This is a genomic window from Pseudonocardia sp. NPDC049635, from assembly GCF_040659795.1.
Classification (GTDB): domain Bacteria; phylum Actinomycetota; class Actinomycetes; order Mycobacteriales; family Pseudonocardiaceae; genus Pseudonocardia.
In genome coordinates this window covers 43,367-57,540 of record NZ_JBFAON010000005.1, presented here as the reverse complement: position 1 = coordinate 57,540, position 14,174 = coordinate 43,367, and the positions used below count along the sequence as shown (strand labels likewise).

The following is a 14,174-nucleotide window of genomic DNA, read 5'->3' as shown; positions in this document are numbered from 1 at the left end:
GGGTGGGCATCGAGGACACCTCAGTTCCAGGAGCCTCGGCAACCAGCCCATCTCGAGCTGGCGGAACTGCCCAGATCGACCCGGTGGGCAGCGCCCGTTGCTGGGCGCACGGCCCAGCGGGGCCGGGTGCGGCCTTCTACCCTTGCACCGGTGACGACCGACGACCTGCGCGGCCGCCCCGGGCCGCCCGGCCCGCCCCGCACCCACCCGCTCGACCCGGCCGGGCTGGATCCCGCACGCGCCGCGCTGCACGCCCGGATCGCCACCGGCCCGCGGAAGGCCCAGGCCGGGGTTCCGCTCACCGACGAGCGCGACCGGTTGCTCGGGCCGTTCGGGGTGATGTTGTTCTCCCCCCGGATCGGGGATGCCGTGCAGCAGCTCGGCGCGGCCCTGCGGTTCGACGACGATCTCCCGCCCCGGTTGCGCGAGCTGGCCGTGCTCGCGGTCGCCGTGCACCACGGCAGCGCGTTCGAGTGGTCGGCGCACGAGGGCCTCGCCCGGCGGTGCGGGTTGTCCGCCGGGCAGCTGCAGGCCCTGCTCGACGGCGCCGTGCCGGACGGCCTCGATCCCGGTGAGGAGGTCGCGCTGGACGTCGTCCGGACGTTGCTGGCCACCCACGACCTCGACGGCGACCGCTACGGCGTGGCGCTGGAGACCCTCGGCCGCGACACCCTCGCCGCGCTGGTCTGGCTGACCGGCTACTACGCGATGCTCGCCGGGGCCCTGGCGGTGTTCCGGCCGGAGTGAGGGGTACGTGTCCGTCGTGACCTACCGCGCTCAGCCGCGAACGCGGATGCTGGTGGGGCGCGCCGGAGGAAGGGAGCAGCGTGACCGGGAGCGTCGTGGGGCAGACCGCTGTGGGGCGGACGGTCGCCTCCGCCATGCACACCTTCCCGAAGACCTGCGGCCGGGCGACGACGGTCGGCCGGGCCCGGGAGCTGTTCGGCAAGCCGAAGGTGCACGCGCTGCTGCTGGTCGAGGACGGCCTGCTGCACGCCGTCGTCGAACGCCCCGACCTGGCCGGGCTCGCCGACGCAGCACCGGCCGCACCGGCCGGCCGGCTGGCCGGTCGCACCGTCGGCCCCTCCGCGGACCTGGCGACGACCTGGGAGCTGATGGCGCGCGACGGGCGGCGCCGGCTCGCCGTCGTCGACGACGACGGGCGGTTGCTCGGGCTGCTCTGCCTGAAGCGGTCCGGGCGCGGTTTCTGCTCCGACGAGGGCATCCGCGCCCGGGAGCTGGAACGCGCCGGGCTCGAACGACCCACCGACCGGCGGTGATGGTGGCCACACCCGCGTGAGGGGCCGGCCCGCCGGGCACTCCCACCCACGCAGGCAACCCGAGGAGGTCATCGTGTCGTTCACCGACAAGATCAAGAACAAGGCCGAGAACGCCACCGGCGTCGCCAAGGAGAAGGCCGGCGAGGCCACGGGTGACGACGAGCTCCGCGCCGAGGGCAAGGCCGAGCAGACCAAGGCCTCGCTGAAGGACGCCGGCGAGAAGATCAAGGACGCGGCGGCGAACGTCAAGGACGCCTTCAGCAAGGACTGACAGCACGCAGGCGCCGGCCGGACCGCTCCGGGTCCCGCCGGCGCCCCGCCCGGTCAGCCGCCGGACCCGCGGGCGGCGGCCAGGCCTGCGGCGACCAGCGGCGCCGTCGCGTCACCGACTCCGTCGAACCCCTCGCCCCGGGTGTCACCGCGCAGGTGCCGCTCGTGGATGCCCTCGGCGATCACCGCGATCTTGAGGTACGCCAGGCCGAGATGGAACGCCCAGTCCCGCGGCTCCCGGCCCGACACCGTGGTGTACCGGGCGACCAGCTCGTCCGGGGCGGGCATCCGGGCGCTGGTCGACGCCGCGACCCCGGCCAGCACCGGCGCGAACACCTCGTCCCGGTAGACGGTGTGCAGCGCGAGATCGGCGAGCGGATCTCCCAGGGTGGCCATCTCCCAGTCGACGACCGCGCGCACCCGTGTCGGGTCCGTCCGGTCCAGGATCGCGTTGTCGATCCGGAAGTCGCCGTGCACCACCGCCGCACCGCTCTCCTGCGGACAGGCCTCGTCGAGCAGGGCGTACAGCGTGTCGACGTCGGGCAGTTCCCGGGTGCGCACCCGCTGCCACTGCGAGTACCAGCGGTCGACCTGGCGGCGCAGGTAGCCGGTGGGTTTCCCGAGCCCGGCGACCGGTTCCGCGGTCACGTCGACGGCGTGCAGCGCGGCGAGCGTGTCGACGAGTGCGAACGCGCAGTCGCGGACCAGCGCGTCGGACCAGCCGGCCAGGTCGGCCTCACCGCGCACCACGATCCCGTCGACGAACCCGGTCAGTGCGAACGGCACGCCGAGCACCGAGTCGTCGGCGAGTGCGACCGCGGGCGCGACCGGTACGCCGGACCCGGCGAGCGCCGCCACGAACCGGAACTCGCGCCCCATGTCGTGCGCCGACGGGGTGAGCGTGCCCAGCGGTGGGCGGCGCAGGATCCAGACCGCGGAGCCGTCGGTCACCCGGTAGGTGAGGTTGGACCGGCCGCCGGAGACCAGCTCCGCCGTGACCCCGCCCCGGTAGCCCTCGACGTGCTCGGTCAGGAACCGGTCCAGCGCGACCAGGTCGAGCCCGTCGGGGCCGGCCGCGGCGACCGGATCGGCGGAGCTCATCGGGCGGGCACCGGGTCGGCCGCCGTACCGGCCTCGTCGGCCGTACGGGCCTGTGCGACGCGCCGGCCGACCACCCGGCGGGCGATCGACCAGCGGTGTGTCTCGGACGGGCCGTCGTAGATCCGGAACGGGCGCACCTCACGCAGGAAGCGACCCAGCAGCACGTCCCCGGACACCCCGAGCGACCCGCAGAGCTGCAACGACCGGTCCACCACCCGCCACACGGCCTCCGCGGTGAAGACCTTCGCCACCGACACCTCGGTCCCGGCGTGCCGGCCGGCGTCCAGCTCCCAGCAGGCACGCAGGATCAGTCCGCGGGCGGCCGAGATGTCGATCTCGTTGTCGGCGATCATCGCCTGGGCCATGCCGAGGTCGCCGAGCCGCGACCCGAACAGCCTGCGCTGCGCCGCGTGCGCCACCGCGATGTCCTGCGCCCGGCGGGCGATCCCCAGCCAGCGCATGCAATGCGTCGTCCGGGCCGGACCGAGCCGCACCTGGGCGTAGCGGTAACCCTGGTCGACCTCGCCGAGCACGGCGTCGTCGCCGACCCGGCAGTCGTCGAAGGTGACCTCCAGGTGCCCACCGTGCAGGGACTCGTCGAGCGTCGGGATGTGCCGGCCCACCCGCATGCCCGGGTTGTCGGCGTCGACCAGGAACATCGTCGCGCCGCCGCGGTCCCCGGGCTCGCCTGCCGTGCGGGCCATCACGATCGCGAACGCGGCGCCGTCCGCACCGGTGATGAACCACTTGTGGCCGTCGATCCGCCAGCCACCGGGGACCCGGGTGGCGGTGGTGGCCAGCGCGTCCGGATCGGACCCGGCGCCGGGCGCGGGCTCGGTCATCGCGAAGCAGGACCGCACGTCACCGGCCGCGAGCGGGGCGAGGTAGCGCTGCTTCTGCTCCTCGCTCGCGATCTGTTCCAGCATGTGCACATTGCCCTCGTCCGGCGCAGCGATGTTCAGCGCGATCGGGCCGAGCAGCGAGTAGCCGGCCTCCTCGAACACCGCGGCGCGCCCGCGCATGTCCAGGCCGTGACCGCCGAGCTCCTGCGCCGCGTGCGGTGCGAACACCCCGGCCGCGCGGGCGCCCGCCTGCAGCTCGCGGCGGACCTCCTCGGACACCGCGACGCCGTCGTTCGCGACCTCGACCGGGATCACCTCCTCCCGGACGAACCGGGCGGTGCGGGCGGCGAGCTCGGCGACCAGCGGGTCCGGCTCGAAGTCGACGGCCATGTCTCCTCCTTGGTTGGCTAATGGTCATTAGCCACCATGTCGCCTGTTCAGAGCAAGGCGCTGCCGCCCACGTCACAGATCACGGGATAGAGTGCTAGCCGTGCGGGAGGCGGAGATCCGGGCGGCCGCGCTGGAGGAGTTCGTCCGGCGCGGCTACGAGGCGACGACGATGGCCGACATCGGGGCCGCCGTCGGCATGCGCGGACCCAGCCTCTACAAGCACGTCAGCTCGAAACAGGACCTGCTCGCCTCGCTGATGCACACGACGATGACCGCGCTGCTGCACCACCACGACGAGGCCGTCTCCGGGGTGGACGACCCGGTGCAGCGGCTGCGCCGCGCCGTCGACGCGCACGTCCGGTTCCACGCCCGGCACCGGCGCGAGGCGTTCGTCGGGAACCGGGAGCTGCGCAGCCTGGTCGAACCGCACCGCTCCACGATCCTGGGCCTGCGTGACACCTACGAGCAGCGGTTCCGCGCGCTGATCACCGACGGGGTCGCCCGCGGTGCCTTCCGGGTCGCCGACCCGCAGCTGGCGTCCTACGCGATCCTCGACCTGGGGATGGGGGTCGCCGTCTGGTTCCGCGAGGACGCCGGGCCGAGCGAGAACGAGGTGGCCTGGGCGCAGGTGGAGTTCGCGCTGCGCCTGGTCGGCGCGGCCACCACCTGACCCGCGCGACGACTGGCACCGGAACGGTCACGGCGGGCCGAGCAGGACGACGGCGAGGGCGGCGTCGCGCGGGCGGGTCAGATCCAAGCCGGTGAGCCCGGCGAACCGGCGCAACCGGTTGAGCACGGTGTTGCGGTGACAGTAGAGCCGTCCGGCGACCTCGGCGACGCTGCCGGAGTCGAGGTAGGCCTGCGCGGTCGCACGGAGCAGCTCGGCCTCGTCGGGGCGGGCCGCGTCGAGCCCGGTGAGCAGTGCCCCGGCGAGTCCGCCGTGCTCGTCCAGGGCGTGCCGGGCGACCAGCGGCCACGCCTCCCGTGGACCGACCGGGCCGGTGGCGCCCGGCGGGAGCAGGTGGGCCATCCGGACCGCGGCCGAGGCGGCCCCGGGAACCGCGCCGAGGCCGTCGACGTCGTCGACGACCACGCAGCCGATGCCGGCGGTGAGCCGGTGTCCGGGTGCGGGCGCACCGGGCACATCGCCCGCCCAGAAGACGACCACCCCGTACTCGACGTCGCGCAGGTGCACCCCGATGGCGCGGGCGGCCCGGCCACGCAACGTCGCCGCCTGGTCGGCGAGGGCCGCACAGACCGTGAACCTCGCGTTCTCGCGGACCCCGAGCCCGGCGGCGAGCCGGGCGGCCCGGTGCTCCGCCGGCGGCCCCGGCCGGAACAACAGGTCCAACAGCTGGCGGTGCTCGTCGCGCTGCTGCTCGGCCAGCAGCGCCTGCTCGTCGAGGAAGGCGAAGTGCACCTCGCGGGCGTACGCGTCGACGACGGCCCACAGCCGGTCGGCCCGGTGGGCGACGGCGGCCGCGTCCCCGCTCCGGTCGAGCAACGCCGACCAGAGGACGGGGAAGTCCAACCGGACCGCGCGGACCAGGTCGTCGAGGTCGACGCCCTGCCGGGCGCGGTGCCTGCCGAGCCGGTCCGGGAGGTCGCCGAGCTCGATCCGGCCGTCGGTGCGGGCGAGCTGGTCGACGAGCAGGGCGAGCGACTCCCGCGCGGTGTCGCGCAGGTCGGCCGGGCTCACCGGCTGGTCGTCGTAGTGGCCCTCGTCCTCGAGCCGGGTGAGGAACGCAGCGGCCAGCTCGGGCACCTGCCGGCGCAGCCGGGCCACCGTCCGCGCCCAGGCGTCCTCGGTGTCCATCGGCGTCACCCTGCCAGTTCAGCTGCCCGCTATCCCGCCCGCGGCGAGCCTGCGCAGCACGCCGGTGAGCAGGTCCAGCCCGGCACACGCATCGGCGTCGGTGGTGTGCTCGCCCTCGTTGTGGCTGATCCCGTCCACGCTGGGCACGAACAGCATCACCGTCGGGACGTGCCCGTTGAGGTTGACCGAGTCGTGCCCGGCGACCGTCATGATCCGCCGGTGGCTCAGGCCGAGCTCGTCGGCGACCTCGCGAGCCAGCTGCACCCCCGCCGGCGAGAACGGTTGCACGCCCCAGCCGTGCGACCCGGCGATCTCGACGCCGACCCGGGCGGACCGCTCGATCTCCGGCACCCGCTCGTGCAGCACCGCGTCGGCGTGGGCGAGCAGCGCCTCGTCCGGTGAGCGGAGATCGAGGTTCATGCTGACCTCGCGGGCGACCGTGACGGGGCTGTTCGGTTCGACCACCATCCGGGAGACCGAGGTGTGCAGCGGCGCCTCCGGGGCGGACAGCTCGTCGGAGAGTTCGCGGGCGAGCACGACGAGGCGGGCTGCACCGAGCAACGCGTCCCGCCGGTCGGCCATCACCGTGGAGCCGGTGTGCGACTGCTCGCCGACCACCCGCAGCCCGTACTTGCGCGCCGCCCAGGTGGCCTCGACCAGCCCGATCGTCGTCCCGGCGTTCTCGAGGACCCGGCCCTGCTCGACGTGGATCTCGGCGTAGGCGGCGACGTCGGCGAGTGCCGGAGCATCGGTGCCGGTGCGCCCCATCGCCGCCAACCGGTCGCCGACCCGGACTCCCGCGGCGTCCCGGGTGTCCAGTGCCTCGGCGAGATCGAGCCCGCCGGTGAAGACCGCGCTGCCGAACATGCTCGGCGTGAAGCGGGAGCCCTCCTCGTTGAACCAGTTGACGACTGCCAGGTTCAACGCGTGCGTCTCGCGACCCAACCGGTGCACCGCGTGCGCCGCGGCCAGCACGCCGTAGGCGCCGTCCCAGCGGCCGCCGCGGGGCTGGCTGTCCAGGTGCGAGCCGACCAGCAGGTACCGGGCACCCGGGGTACGTTCCAGCAGGCCGAACTGGTTCCCGACCCGGTCGTGCCGGACGGTGAAGCCGCGGTCGGCCAGCCACCGGCCGAACCAGATCCACTGGGCCTCGTCCGCTTCGGACGCCGCCTCCCGGTGCACGCCGCCGCGCTCCGTGGCACCGAAACCGGACAGGGTCGCGAAGTCGGTCAGGAACGTGCCGTCACCGCTCATCGGGGCCTCCCGTCGCTCGCCGGTCCCCATCGGAGCACGGCCCGGCCGGGACGTCATCGGCGCGGCGTCACCGCTTGCCCGACAGCGGCTGTGCATCTGCACAGGGGTCGGCGCCGCACGTGACGCCCGTGTTTCGTTGTGCAGACGCACAGTTCTGCGCCGGGAGTTCGCGGCGAGCGTGCGTTCCGCCGAACCACCGTGCCCCCGATGCTGTCACGACCCGCACGACCCATACGACGCGATCCGGGAGGCGGCATGGCCGAGGTGACGGTGACGGACGCCGAAGCGCGCAAGGTGGCGTTCGGGGCGTTCGTCGGCACCGCGCTGGAGTGGTACGACTTCTTCCTGTACGGCACGGCGGCCGCGCTGGTGTTCAACCGGCTGTACTTCGCCACCGACGACGCGGTCGTCGCCACCCTCGCCGCCTTCGCCTCGTTCGCGGTCGGCTTCGCGGCCCGGCCACTGGGTGCGGTGGTCTTCGGCCACCTCGGCGACCGGATCGGCCGGAAGCGCTGCCTGATCATCACCGTCACGATGATCGGGATCGTGACCGGGCTGATCGGCCTGCTCCCCGACTTCGCCACGATCGGACTGGCGGCACCGCTGCTGCTGACCCTGTTCCGGCTGCTGCAGGGCGTCGCGGTGGGCGGCGAGTGGGGTGGCGCGGTCACCCTGGCCGTGGAGCACGCCCCACCGGAGCGGCGCGACCGGTACGCGGCGATGCCGCAGATCGGGGCCCCGGTCGGGACGCTGCTGTCGTCCGGCGCGTTCCTCGCGGTCGCGCAGCTGCCCCCGGAGAGCTTCGACGCGTGGGGCTGGCGGATCCCGTTCCTGGCGGCGTTCCCACTGCTCGGGGTCGCGGTGTGGCTGCGCAGGCGGGTCGAGGAGTCACCGCTGTTCGAGCAGCTGCTGGAGCAGGACGAGCGGTCGTCGTCCCCGGTCCGCGAGGTGTTCGTGCGGGCCTGGCCGCAGCTGGTCGTCGGCGCCGGGAGCACCCTGCTCGGCGTCGGCGGCTTCTACCTGATCACGACGTTCATCATCAGCTACGGGACCACCCAGCTCGGGTTGCCCCGGTCGCTGATGCTGGGCGCCACCCTGGTCGCCGCCGCCGTCGAGATCGGCGTGGTGATCGTGGGCGGCAGACTCGCCGAGCGGTACGGCGCGTGGCGGGTGACGGTGACCGGTGGTGTCGCGTCGGCGTTGACGGCGTTCCCGGCGTTCTGGCTGATCGACACCCGGGGCGCGGTGGCGGTGGTCGTCGGTGTCACGGTGGCGACCGCGCTGCTGTCGGTCCCCTACGCCGTGTCCGGGGCGCTGCTCACCGAGCTGTTCCCGCCGAACCTGCGCTACAGCGGCGTCGCCCTGTCCGCCAACCTCGCCGGGGTCGTGTCCGGTTTCGTGCCGCTGGCGGCGACCGCGCTGCTCGCCGTCGGATCGGGCACCTCGACCCTGCCCGCGCTGTTGCTGGTCGGGATCGCACTGGTCACAGCCGTGTCGGGGGCGGTCGCGCCCTGGTTCTTCGTCGAGCGGGACCGGGTCGGCACGCGGTCCTGAACACCGGCGGCGATCAGATCGAGGCCAGGATGTCGTAGTCGGCCCCGTCTGCTGTGGCGAGGTAGATGCGCTGCTCGGTGCGGGCCCCGGTGACCCGCACCGTCCCGCGCGGCCCGTCGTGGCAGGAGCGGTCGGCGGCTTCGGTGAGCGGCCCGACCTCGGCGGTCCCGGCACGCTCGATCAGCTCGGCCAGCACCCGCACACCGTCGTAGCAGGACTCACCGGGAGCGTTCAGGACCGGCGCGTCCGGGCCGAACCGGCGCACGTACCGGGCGCCGAACCCGAGGCTCTCCGCGGTCGGCAGGGACTCGAAGTAGCCGGCGGCGGTGAACACGTCCCGGGACGCCCTGGCACCGATCTGGGTGAGCATGCTCTCGTCCATCAGCGGGGAGAAGCGGGCGCACCGGTCCTCCAGACCCCGCCGGGCGAACTGCCGGTTGAACTCGACGGCGTCCCGCCCGACGAGCAGCATCAGCACCCCGTCGCAGCTGCCGGACTCGATCCGGCGCAGCACGGGCCCGAAGTCCACGGTGCCGAGCTCGAGGAACTCGACGCCGTCCAGCGGCGGAGCACCGCACTCGTGGAGGAACCGGCAGGTGAGCTCGGTCGAACGGCGCGGCCACACGTAGTCGTTGCCGACGACGAACCAGCGACGCACGCCGATCTCCTCGGCCATCCAGCGCAGCGCCGGGTAGAGCTGGATCTCCGGGGTCTCGCCGATCGCGAACACCCCGGGGGTCGTCTCACCGCCCTCGTAGAGCGCGGTGAACACGTACGGGACCCGGCTGCGCAGTCGCGGGGCCAGGCGCTGCCGGACGGCGGAGGTGTGCCACCCGACGACGGCGTCCACCCGGCCGGCGTCGACCAGCGACCCGACCTCGTCGGCGACCCGGGACGGCCCGGCGCCACCGTCCACCACGATCATCCGGACCGGCCGGCCCAGGATCCCGCCCTCGGCGTTGATCTCCTCGGCGGCGAGCTGGGCGCAGAGCAGGCAGGACGGCCCGTACAGGGCCTCCGAACCGGCGAACGGGATCACGAGAGCCACCGTGAACGTGGTGCCGCCGCCGTCCCCGGCGTGCCCCATGCCCCATCACCTCCGTGTGCGGGTTCCCACCCGTCAACACGCCCCCGCTCACCAGGTATTCCGGATCGTCGACCGGATCGGACGCGGCGCACGCCGATGCGACGGTCGGCGCCGTCCGGTACCCCGGACGGGGGCTGCGGCGCCCCGCATCCGCCCACCGAGCGGGCCGGACCGACCGCCCGCCGCGTTCCGCGGAACGCGGTGGCCGCCCCCGGGCCACGGGTCATCCCGTGCGGTCGGCGCGCCGGGCGGCGGCGATCGAGCGCAGCTGCTCGCCGTTCCCGCTCGCCCGGAGCCGCTCGGCACCCGATGACTCGGCACCCGATGACTCGGCACCCGATGTCTCGGCAGCCCACGATTCAGCACTCGATGACGTTGACCGCCAGACCGCCCCGGGACGTCTCCTTGTACTTCACCTTCATGTCCGCACCGGTCTCACGCATGGTCTTGACCGCTTTGTCGAGCGACACGACGTGCGTCCCGTCGCCGTGCAGCGCCATCCGGGCGGCCTGGATCGCCTTCGCGGCCCCGACCGCGTTGCGCTCGATGCACGGGATCTGGACCAGACCGCCGACCGGGTCGCAGGTCAGGCCGAGATGGTGCTCGACGGCGATCTCCGCGGCGTTCTCCACCTGCTCCGCGGTGCCGCCGAGCACCTCGGTCAGCCCGGCCGCGGCCATCGCGGCGGCCGAGCCGACCTCGCCCTGGCAACCGACCTCGGCGCCGGAGATCGAGGCGTTCTCCTTGATGATCGATCCGATCGCGCCGGCGGTGAGCAGGAAGCGGGCCACACCGGCGTCGTCGGCGCCGGGGACGAACCGGCGGTAGTAGTGCAGCACCGCCGGGACGATGCCGGCGGCTCCGTTGGTCGGGGCGGTGACGATCCGGCCGCCGGAGGCGTTCTCCTCGTTCACCGCGATCGCGAACAGGCCGACCCAGTCCATCACGTGCAGCGGGTCGGTCCCCGGGCTCGCCGCGAGCAACCGTCGGTACAGGCCGGGTGCGCGGCGGCGTACCCGCAGGCCACCGGGCAGGACGCCGTCGCGCTCGCAGCCGCTGCGCACGCACTCGCGCATGACCTCCCAGATCCGCAGCAGGCCGTCGTCGATCTCGGTGTCGTCGCGGTGCACCAGCTCGTTGCCGCGCATCACACCGCTCACCGGCAGACCGGTCCGGGCACAGGTGGCGAGCAGGTCGGCACCGCTGTGGAACGGGAACGGGGCCGCCGCATCGACGTCGGGGCCCTCAGACCGGCGCGAGCCGGCGGACCCGTCGGACCGGCGCGAGCCGGCGGGGCCGTCGGACCGGCCCGGGCCGGCCGGTCCGCGCACGAACCCGCCGCCGACCGAGTAGAAGATGCGGTCGCGCAGCTCGTCGCCGTCGGCGCCGTAGGCCCGGAAGATCATCCCGTTGGGGTGCTCCGGCAGTGACCGGCGGCGGTGCAGCACCACGTCGTCGGACGTCGAGAAGGAGATCTCGTGGGTGCCGCCGAGCCGGAGCCGCCCGGTCTCCCCGATCCCGGCGACCACCTCCGGTGCGCGGCCGGTGTCGACGGTCTCGGGCCGCTCGCCCAGCAGCCCGAGCACGACGGCCGGGCCGCTTCCGTGCCCGTGCCCGGTCGCGCCCAGCGACCCGAACAGCTCGGCCCTGATCCGCGCGACGCGGGGCAGCAGGCCCTCCTCGGCGAGGCCGGTGACGAACCGCGCCGCAGCCCGCATCGGGCCGACGGTGTGCGAGCTGGACGGGCCGATCCCGATCGAGAACAGGTCGAAGACGCTGACCGGCACGGGCATCGGGTTCAGCTCCCCGGGTAGAGCGGGCGACGGGCGACCAGCACCGCGACGCGCTCGCGCAGGGCGGTCGCCCGCGCACCGTCGAAGCCCGGGGCGAGTGCCCCGGCCACGATGTCGGCGACCTCGCGGAAGTCCTCGGCGTCGAACCCGCGGGTGGCCAGCGCCGGGGTGCCGATCCGCAGCCCGGAGGTGACCATGGGCGGGCGCGGGTCGAACGGCACCGCGTTGCGGTTCACGGTGATCCCGACCTCGTGCAACCGGTCCTCGGCGGCCCGGCCGTCCAGCTCGGAGTTCACCAGGTCGACCAGCACCAGGTGGACGTCGGTGCCGCCGGTGAGCACCCGGATCCCGGCACCCGCGGTGTCCTCGGCGACCAGCCGTTCGGCGAGCAACCGGGCCCCCTCGACGGTCCGCCGCTGGCGCTGGGCGAACTCGTCGGTGCCCGCGATCCTCAGGGCGACGGCCTTCGCCGCGATCACGTGCTCCAGCGGCCCGCCCTGCTGACCGGGGAACACCGCGGACCCGATCCTCGTGGCGTGCTCGGCGCGGGCCAGGATCAGTCCGCCGCGCGGCCCGCCTAGCGTCTTGTGCGTGGTGGTGGTGACGACGTCGGCGTAGGGCACCGGGCTCGGGTGCTCGCCCGCCGCGACCAGGCCGGCGAAGTGCGCCATGTCCACCATGAGCAGCGCACCGACCTCGTCGGCGATCCGCCGGAACCCGGCGAAGTCGAGCTGTCGCGGGTACGCCGACCAGCCTGCGATGATCAGCTTCGGCTGTTCGGCGCGGGCGACGCGCTCGACCTCGGCCATGTCGACCAGGCCGGTCGTGGCGTCGACGTGGTAGGCCGAGACCTGGTAGAGCTTGCCCGAGAAGTTGAGCTTCATGCCGTGCGTGAGGTGCCCGCCGTGCGCCAGGTCGAGGCCGAGGATGCCGTCCCCGGGCTGCAGCAGCGCCGCCATCGCGGCCGCGTTGGCCTGCGCGCCGGAGTGCGGCTGCACGTTGGCGTAGTCGGCGCCGAACAGCTCGCGGGCCCGGTCGATCGCCAGCTGCTCGACGACGTCGATGTGCTCGCAGCCGCCGTAGTAGCGCCGGCCCGGGTAGCCCTCTGCGTACTTGTTGGTCAGGACCGAGCCCTGGGCCTCCAGCACCGCGACCGGTGCGAAGTTCTCCGAGGCGATCATCTCCAGGGTGTCGCGCTGCCGGGCCAGCTCGGCGTCGACGGCCTTCGCGACCTCGGGATCGACCTCGTCCAGCGACGCGGTGAAGGTGCTGTTCACGCGCTCTCCTCCCCGGTCAGCGAGCGGTACTCGGCGGCGGTCAGCAGCTCGGGTGCGCCGTCGGCACCGGGCTCGACCCGGAACAGCCAGCCGCGGCCGTAGGGGTCCTCACCCGCGGTCTCCGGTGCGTCGTCGAGGGCGTCGTTGACCGCGGTGACGGTCCCGCCGAGGGGGGCGAACAGCTCGCTCACCGACTTGGTGGACTCGATCTCGCCGCAGGCCTCGCCGGCGGTGACGGTGTCCCCTGCCGCGGGCAGCTGGACGAACACGATGTCACCCAGTGCCTCGGCGGCGTGCGCGGTGATGCCGACGGTGGCGGTGCCGCCTTCGAGGCGTACCCACTCGTGCTGTTCGGTGTAGCGCAGGTCGACGGGAACGGACATGTGTCGGGTCCTCTCAGTCGGGGCGGGTGGGGAAGGGCAGCTCGGCGAGCGCGGTACCGGGGCCGGACAGCGCCCGGCCGACGAGGGCCGTCGCGATCGGGGTGGCCCAGGGGCGGGACAGCACGCCGCTGGTCACCTCGCCGATCGGCACCCCGGCGTCGTCGGGCACCGGGCGGCCGGCCCGCGACACGAGGCCTGGGCCGAGCTCGTGACCGCGGAGCGGTCGGTGCGGGCACCGGAGGCACGGGTACAGAAGGAACGGGTACAGCAGACACGGGCGCAGAAGGCCCGAACACAGTAGGCGCAGGCACAGAGGGCACGGACACAGCAGGCACGGGCACTGGGCGCTCGGTCTGGCTCATCGTGGTGCTCACCCCGGGACGTGGCGCGTGGGCGGTGCCGCCCACACGGTCCCCCTCTGTCCCGAACCTGAGAGATTCACCGGTGCACGACCGGCTTTCACCATCGGCGAGGCGTGTCCGACGCCTGCTTTCCAGAGTGGCCTGGCCCGGGCGGTGTGGGGTACCTGAGAGTTTGGCGGGGTGCTTGCTCCTCCGGTGCCTGCCGGACACCGGTGGTGCCGTGTGGTTCGACAGGTCTCTTCCGCGCGGGCTCGTACGGCCCGGTGTTCAGTTGTCGGCAGGACGATACCGATTCCCGGCCCGATGGGAAGGGGCCGGACGTGACACCCGGCCGACACGGACCGCCTGGCCGGCGCCCGCGTGGTACTACACTCCGCAGCATGTCAACAGGTGATGACGTGTCGGTCGCGGGTGACCGCGACGCCGATCTCGCCTTCGACGCGCTCGCCGATCCCATCCGCCGGCAGATTCTGACGGTGCTCTCCGAGTGCGACGAGTGCAGCGCCGGCGAGCTCGCCGACCGTGTCACCAGCGTGGGACGCACCGCCGTGTCCACGCACCTGCGCGTGCTGCGTGTCGCCGGGCTGGTGTCCGAGCGTCGCGCCGGGAGGTTCCGCTACTACTCGATCGAGCCCGGCGGGGCGGCCGCGGACGTCATCCGGTTGCTGCGGAACCTGTTCCAGTCGTCGTTGGGCCAGGCACGTGCGGCGACCGAGGGCGAGCGCGAGCGACGGGGTGCGGCCGGATGACGCGACCGTCCTCCGA

15 protein-coding genes and 1 riboswitch are annotated in these 14,174 nt (G+C 73.7%); of the genes, 6 read left to right on the top strand and 9 right to left on the bottom strand.

Features of this window, described 5'->3' with window-relative positions; all coding sequences use genetic code 11:
- Positions 1-150: 150 nt before the first annotated feature.
- From AB0J24_RS08565 to AB0J24_RS08555, 3 genes are all read left to right on the top strand, one after another.
- On the top strand, positions 151-747 hold the full coding sequence (locus AB0J24_RS08565) for a carboxymuconolactone decarboxylase family protein (RefSeq protein WP_358677536.1): 597 nt from the start codon (positions 151-153) through the stop codon (positions 745-747).
- Positions 748-827: 80 nt separating this feature from the next.
- A complete protein-coding gene (locus AB0J24_RS08560; RefSeq protein WP_358677533.1) occupies positions 828-1,280 on the top strand; it encodes a CBS domain-containing protein in 453 nt (150 codons plus the stop codon).
- Positions 1,281-1,353: 73 nt separating this feature from the next.
- Entirely contained in the window at positions 1,354-1,551 is a 198-nt protein-coding gene (locus tag AB0J24_RS08555; protein ID WP_358677530.1) for a CsbD family protein, read from the top strand.
- A gap of 53 nt (positions 1,552-1,604) precedes the next feature.
- Here the strand turns inward: AB0J24_RS08555 and AB0J24_RS08550 are convergent, their stop codons facing one another.
- Positions 1,605-2,651, bottom strand: coding sequence for a phosphotransferase family protein (locus tag AB0J24_RS08550; protein WP_358677527.1), 1,047 nt, complete (start codon positions 2,649-2,651; stop codon positions 1,605-1,607).
- A complete protein-coding gene (locus AB0J24_RS08545; protein WP_358677524.1) occupies positions 2,648-3,883 on the bottom strand; it encodes an acyl-CoA dehydrogenase family protein in 1,236 nt (411 codons plus the stop codon). Before AB0J24_RS08545 ends, AB0J24_RS08550 begins: the two co-directional genes overlap by 4 nt.
- 100 nt (positions 3,884-3,983) lie before the next feature.
- On the opposite strand from AB0J24_RS08545, the gene AB0J24_RS08540 reads away from it, so the two are divergent.
- On the top strand, positions 3,984-4,553 hold the full coding sequence (locus tag AB0J24_RS08540) for a TetR/AcrR family transcriptional regulator (protein ID WP_358677521.1): 570 nt from the start codon (positions 3,984-3,986) through the stop codon (positions 4,551-4,553).
- A 27-nt stretch (positions 4,554-4,580) separates the two neighbouring features.
- On the opposite strand, the gene AB0J24_RS08535 is transcribed toward AB0J24_RS08540, so the two are convergent.
- Both AB0J24_RS08535 and AB0J24_RS08530 read right to left on the bottom strand, forming a co-directional pair.
- Entirely contained in the window at positions 4,581-5,699 is a 1,119-nt protein-coding gene (locus tag AB0J24_RS08535; RefSeq protein ID WP_358677518.1) for a helix-turn-helix domain-containing protein, read from the bottom strand.
- 18 nt (positions 5,700-5,717) lie between these two features.
- Positions 5,718-6,953, bottom strand: coding sequence for a M20 family metallo-hydrolase (locus AB0J24_RS08530; protein WP_358677515.1), 1,236 nt, complete (start codon positions 6,951-6,953; stop codon positions 5,718-5,720).
- A gap of 255 nt (positions 6,954-7,208) precedes the next feature.
- Between AB0J24_RS08530 and AB0J24_RS08525 the strand changes: the two genes are divergently transcribed.
- The gene (locus tag AB0J24_RS08525; RefSeq protein ID WP_358677512.1) at positions 7,209-8,507 is read left to right on the top strand and encodes an MFS transporter; all 1,299 of its coding nucleotides are present in this window, start codon (positions 7,209-7,211) and stop codon (positions 8,505-8,507) included.
- A gap of 13 nt (positions 8,508-8,520) precedes the next feature.
- On the opposite strand, the gene AB0J24_RS08520 is transcribed toward AB0J24_RS08525, so the two are convergent.
- From AB0J24_RS08520 to AB0J24_RS08500, 5 genes are all read right to left on the bottom strand, one after another.
- A complete protein-coding gene (locus AB0J24_RS08520; RefSeq protein WP_358677510.1) occupies positions 8,521-9,594 on the bottom strand; it encodes a substrate-binding domain-containing protein in 1,074 nt (357 codons plus the stop codon).
- Between the two features lie 359 nt (positions 9,595-9,953).
- Positions 9,954-11,381, bottom strand: coding sequence for an L-serine ammonia-lyase (locus tag AB0J24_RS08515; RefSeq protein ID WP_358678040.1), 1,428 nt, complete (start codon positions 11,379-11,381; stop codon positions 9,954-9,956).
- An 11-nt stretch (positions 11,382-11,392) separates the two neighbouring features.
- Positions 11,393-12,664, bottom strand: coding sequence for a serine hydroxymethyltransferase (gene glyA / locus AB0J24_RS08510; RefSeq protein WP_358677507.1), 1,272 nt, complete (start codon positions 12,662-12,664; stop codon positions 11,393-11,395).
- Positions 12,661-13,047, bottom strand: a complete 387-nt coding sequence (gcvH, locus tag AB0J24_RS08505) for a glycine cleavage system protein GcvH (protein ID WP_358677505.1) — start codon at positions 13,045-13,047, stop codon at positions 12,661-12,663. Before gcvH ends, glyA begins: the two co-directional genes overlap by 4 nt.
- 13 nt (positions 13,048-13,060) lie before the next feature.
- On the bottom strand, positions 13,061-13,216 hold the full coding sequence (locus tag AB0J24_RS08500; RefSeq protein WP_358677502.1) for a hypothetical protein: 156 nt from the start codon (positions 13,214-13,216) through the stop codon (positions 13,061-13,063).
- Positions 13,217-13,455: 239 nt separating this feature from the next.
- A riboswitch (glycine riboswitch) is annotated at positions 13,456-13,554 on the bottom strand.
- Positions 13,555-13,789: 235 nt separating this feature from the next.
- On the opposite strand from AB0J24_RS08500, the gene AB0J24_RS08495 reads away from it, so the two are divergent.
- Positions 13,790-14,158 carry a metalloregulator ArsR/SmtB family transcription factor gene (locus AB0J24_RS08495; protein ID WP_358677499.1) on the top strand — a complete coding sequence of 123 codons (369 nt, stop codon included), beginning with the start codon at positions 13,790-13,792 and terminating at the stop codon, positions 14,156-14,158.
- Positions 14,159-14,174 lie beyond the last annotated feature (16 nt).

What these genes read in the sequence shown, in the direction of transcription:
- AB0J24_RS08550 (WP_358677527.1), bottom strand. Translation starts at nt 2,651, where the DNA reads ATGAGCTCCGCCGATCCGGTCGCCGCGGCCGGCCCCGACGGGCTCGAC.
- AB0J24_RS08520 (WP_358677510.1), bottom strand. Translation starts at nt 9,594, where the DNA reads ATGGGGCACGCCGGGGACGGCGGCGGCACCACGTTCACGGTGGCTCTC.
- AB0J24_RS08495 (WP_358677499.1), top strand. Translation starts at nt 13,790, where the DNA reads ATGTCAACAGGTGATGACGTGTCGGTCGCGGGTGACCGCGACGCCGAT.
- AB0J24_RS08545 (WP_358677524.1), bottom strand. Translation starts at nt 3,883, where the DNA reads ATGGCCGTCGACTTCGAGCCGGACCCGCTGGTCGCCGAGCTCGCCGCC.
- AB0J24_RS08525 (WP_358677512.1), top strand. Translation starts at nt 7,209, where the DNA reads ATGGCCGAGGTGACGGTGACGGACGCCGAAGCGCGCAAGGTGGCGTTC.
- gcvH (WP_358677505.1), bottom strand. Translation starts at nt 13,047, where the DNA reads ATGTCCGTTCCCGTCGACCTGCGCTACACCGAACAGCACGAGTGGGTA.
- AB0J24_RS08530 (WP_358677515.1), bottom strand. Translation starts at nt 6,953, where the DNA reads ATGAGCGGTGACGGCACGTTCCTGACCGACTTCGCGACCCTGTCCGGT.
- AB0J24_RS08535 (WP_358677518.1), bottom strand. Translation starts at nt 5,699, where the DNA reads ATGGACACCGAGGACGCCTGGGCGCGGACGGTGGCCCGGCTGCGCCGG.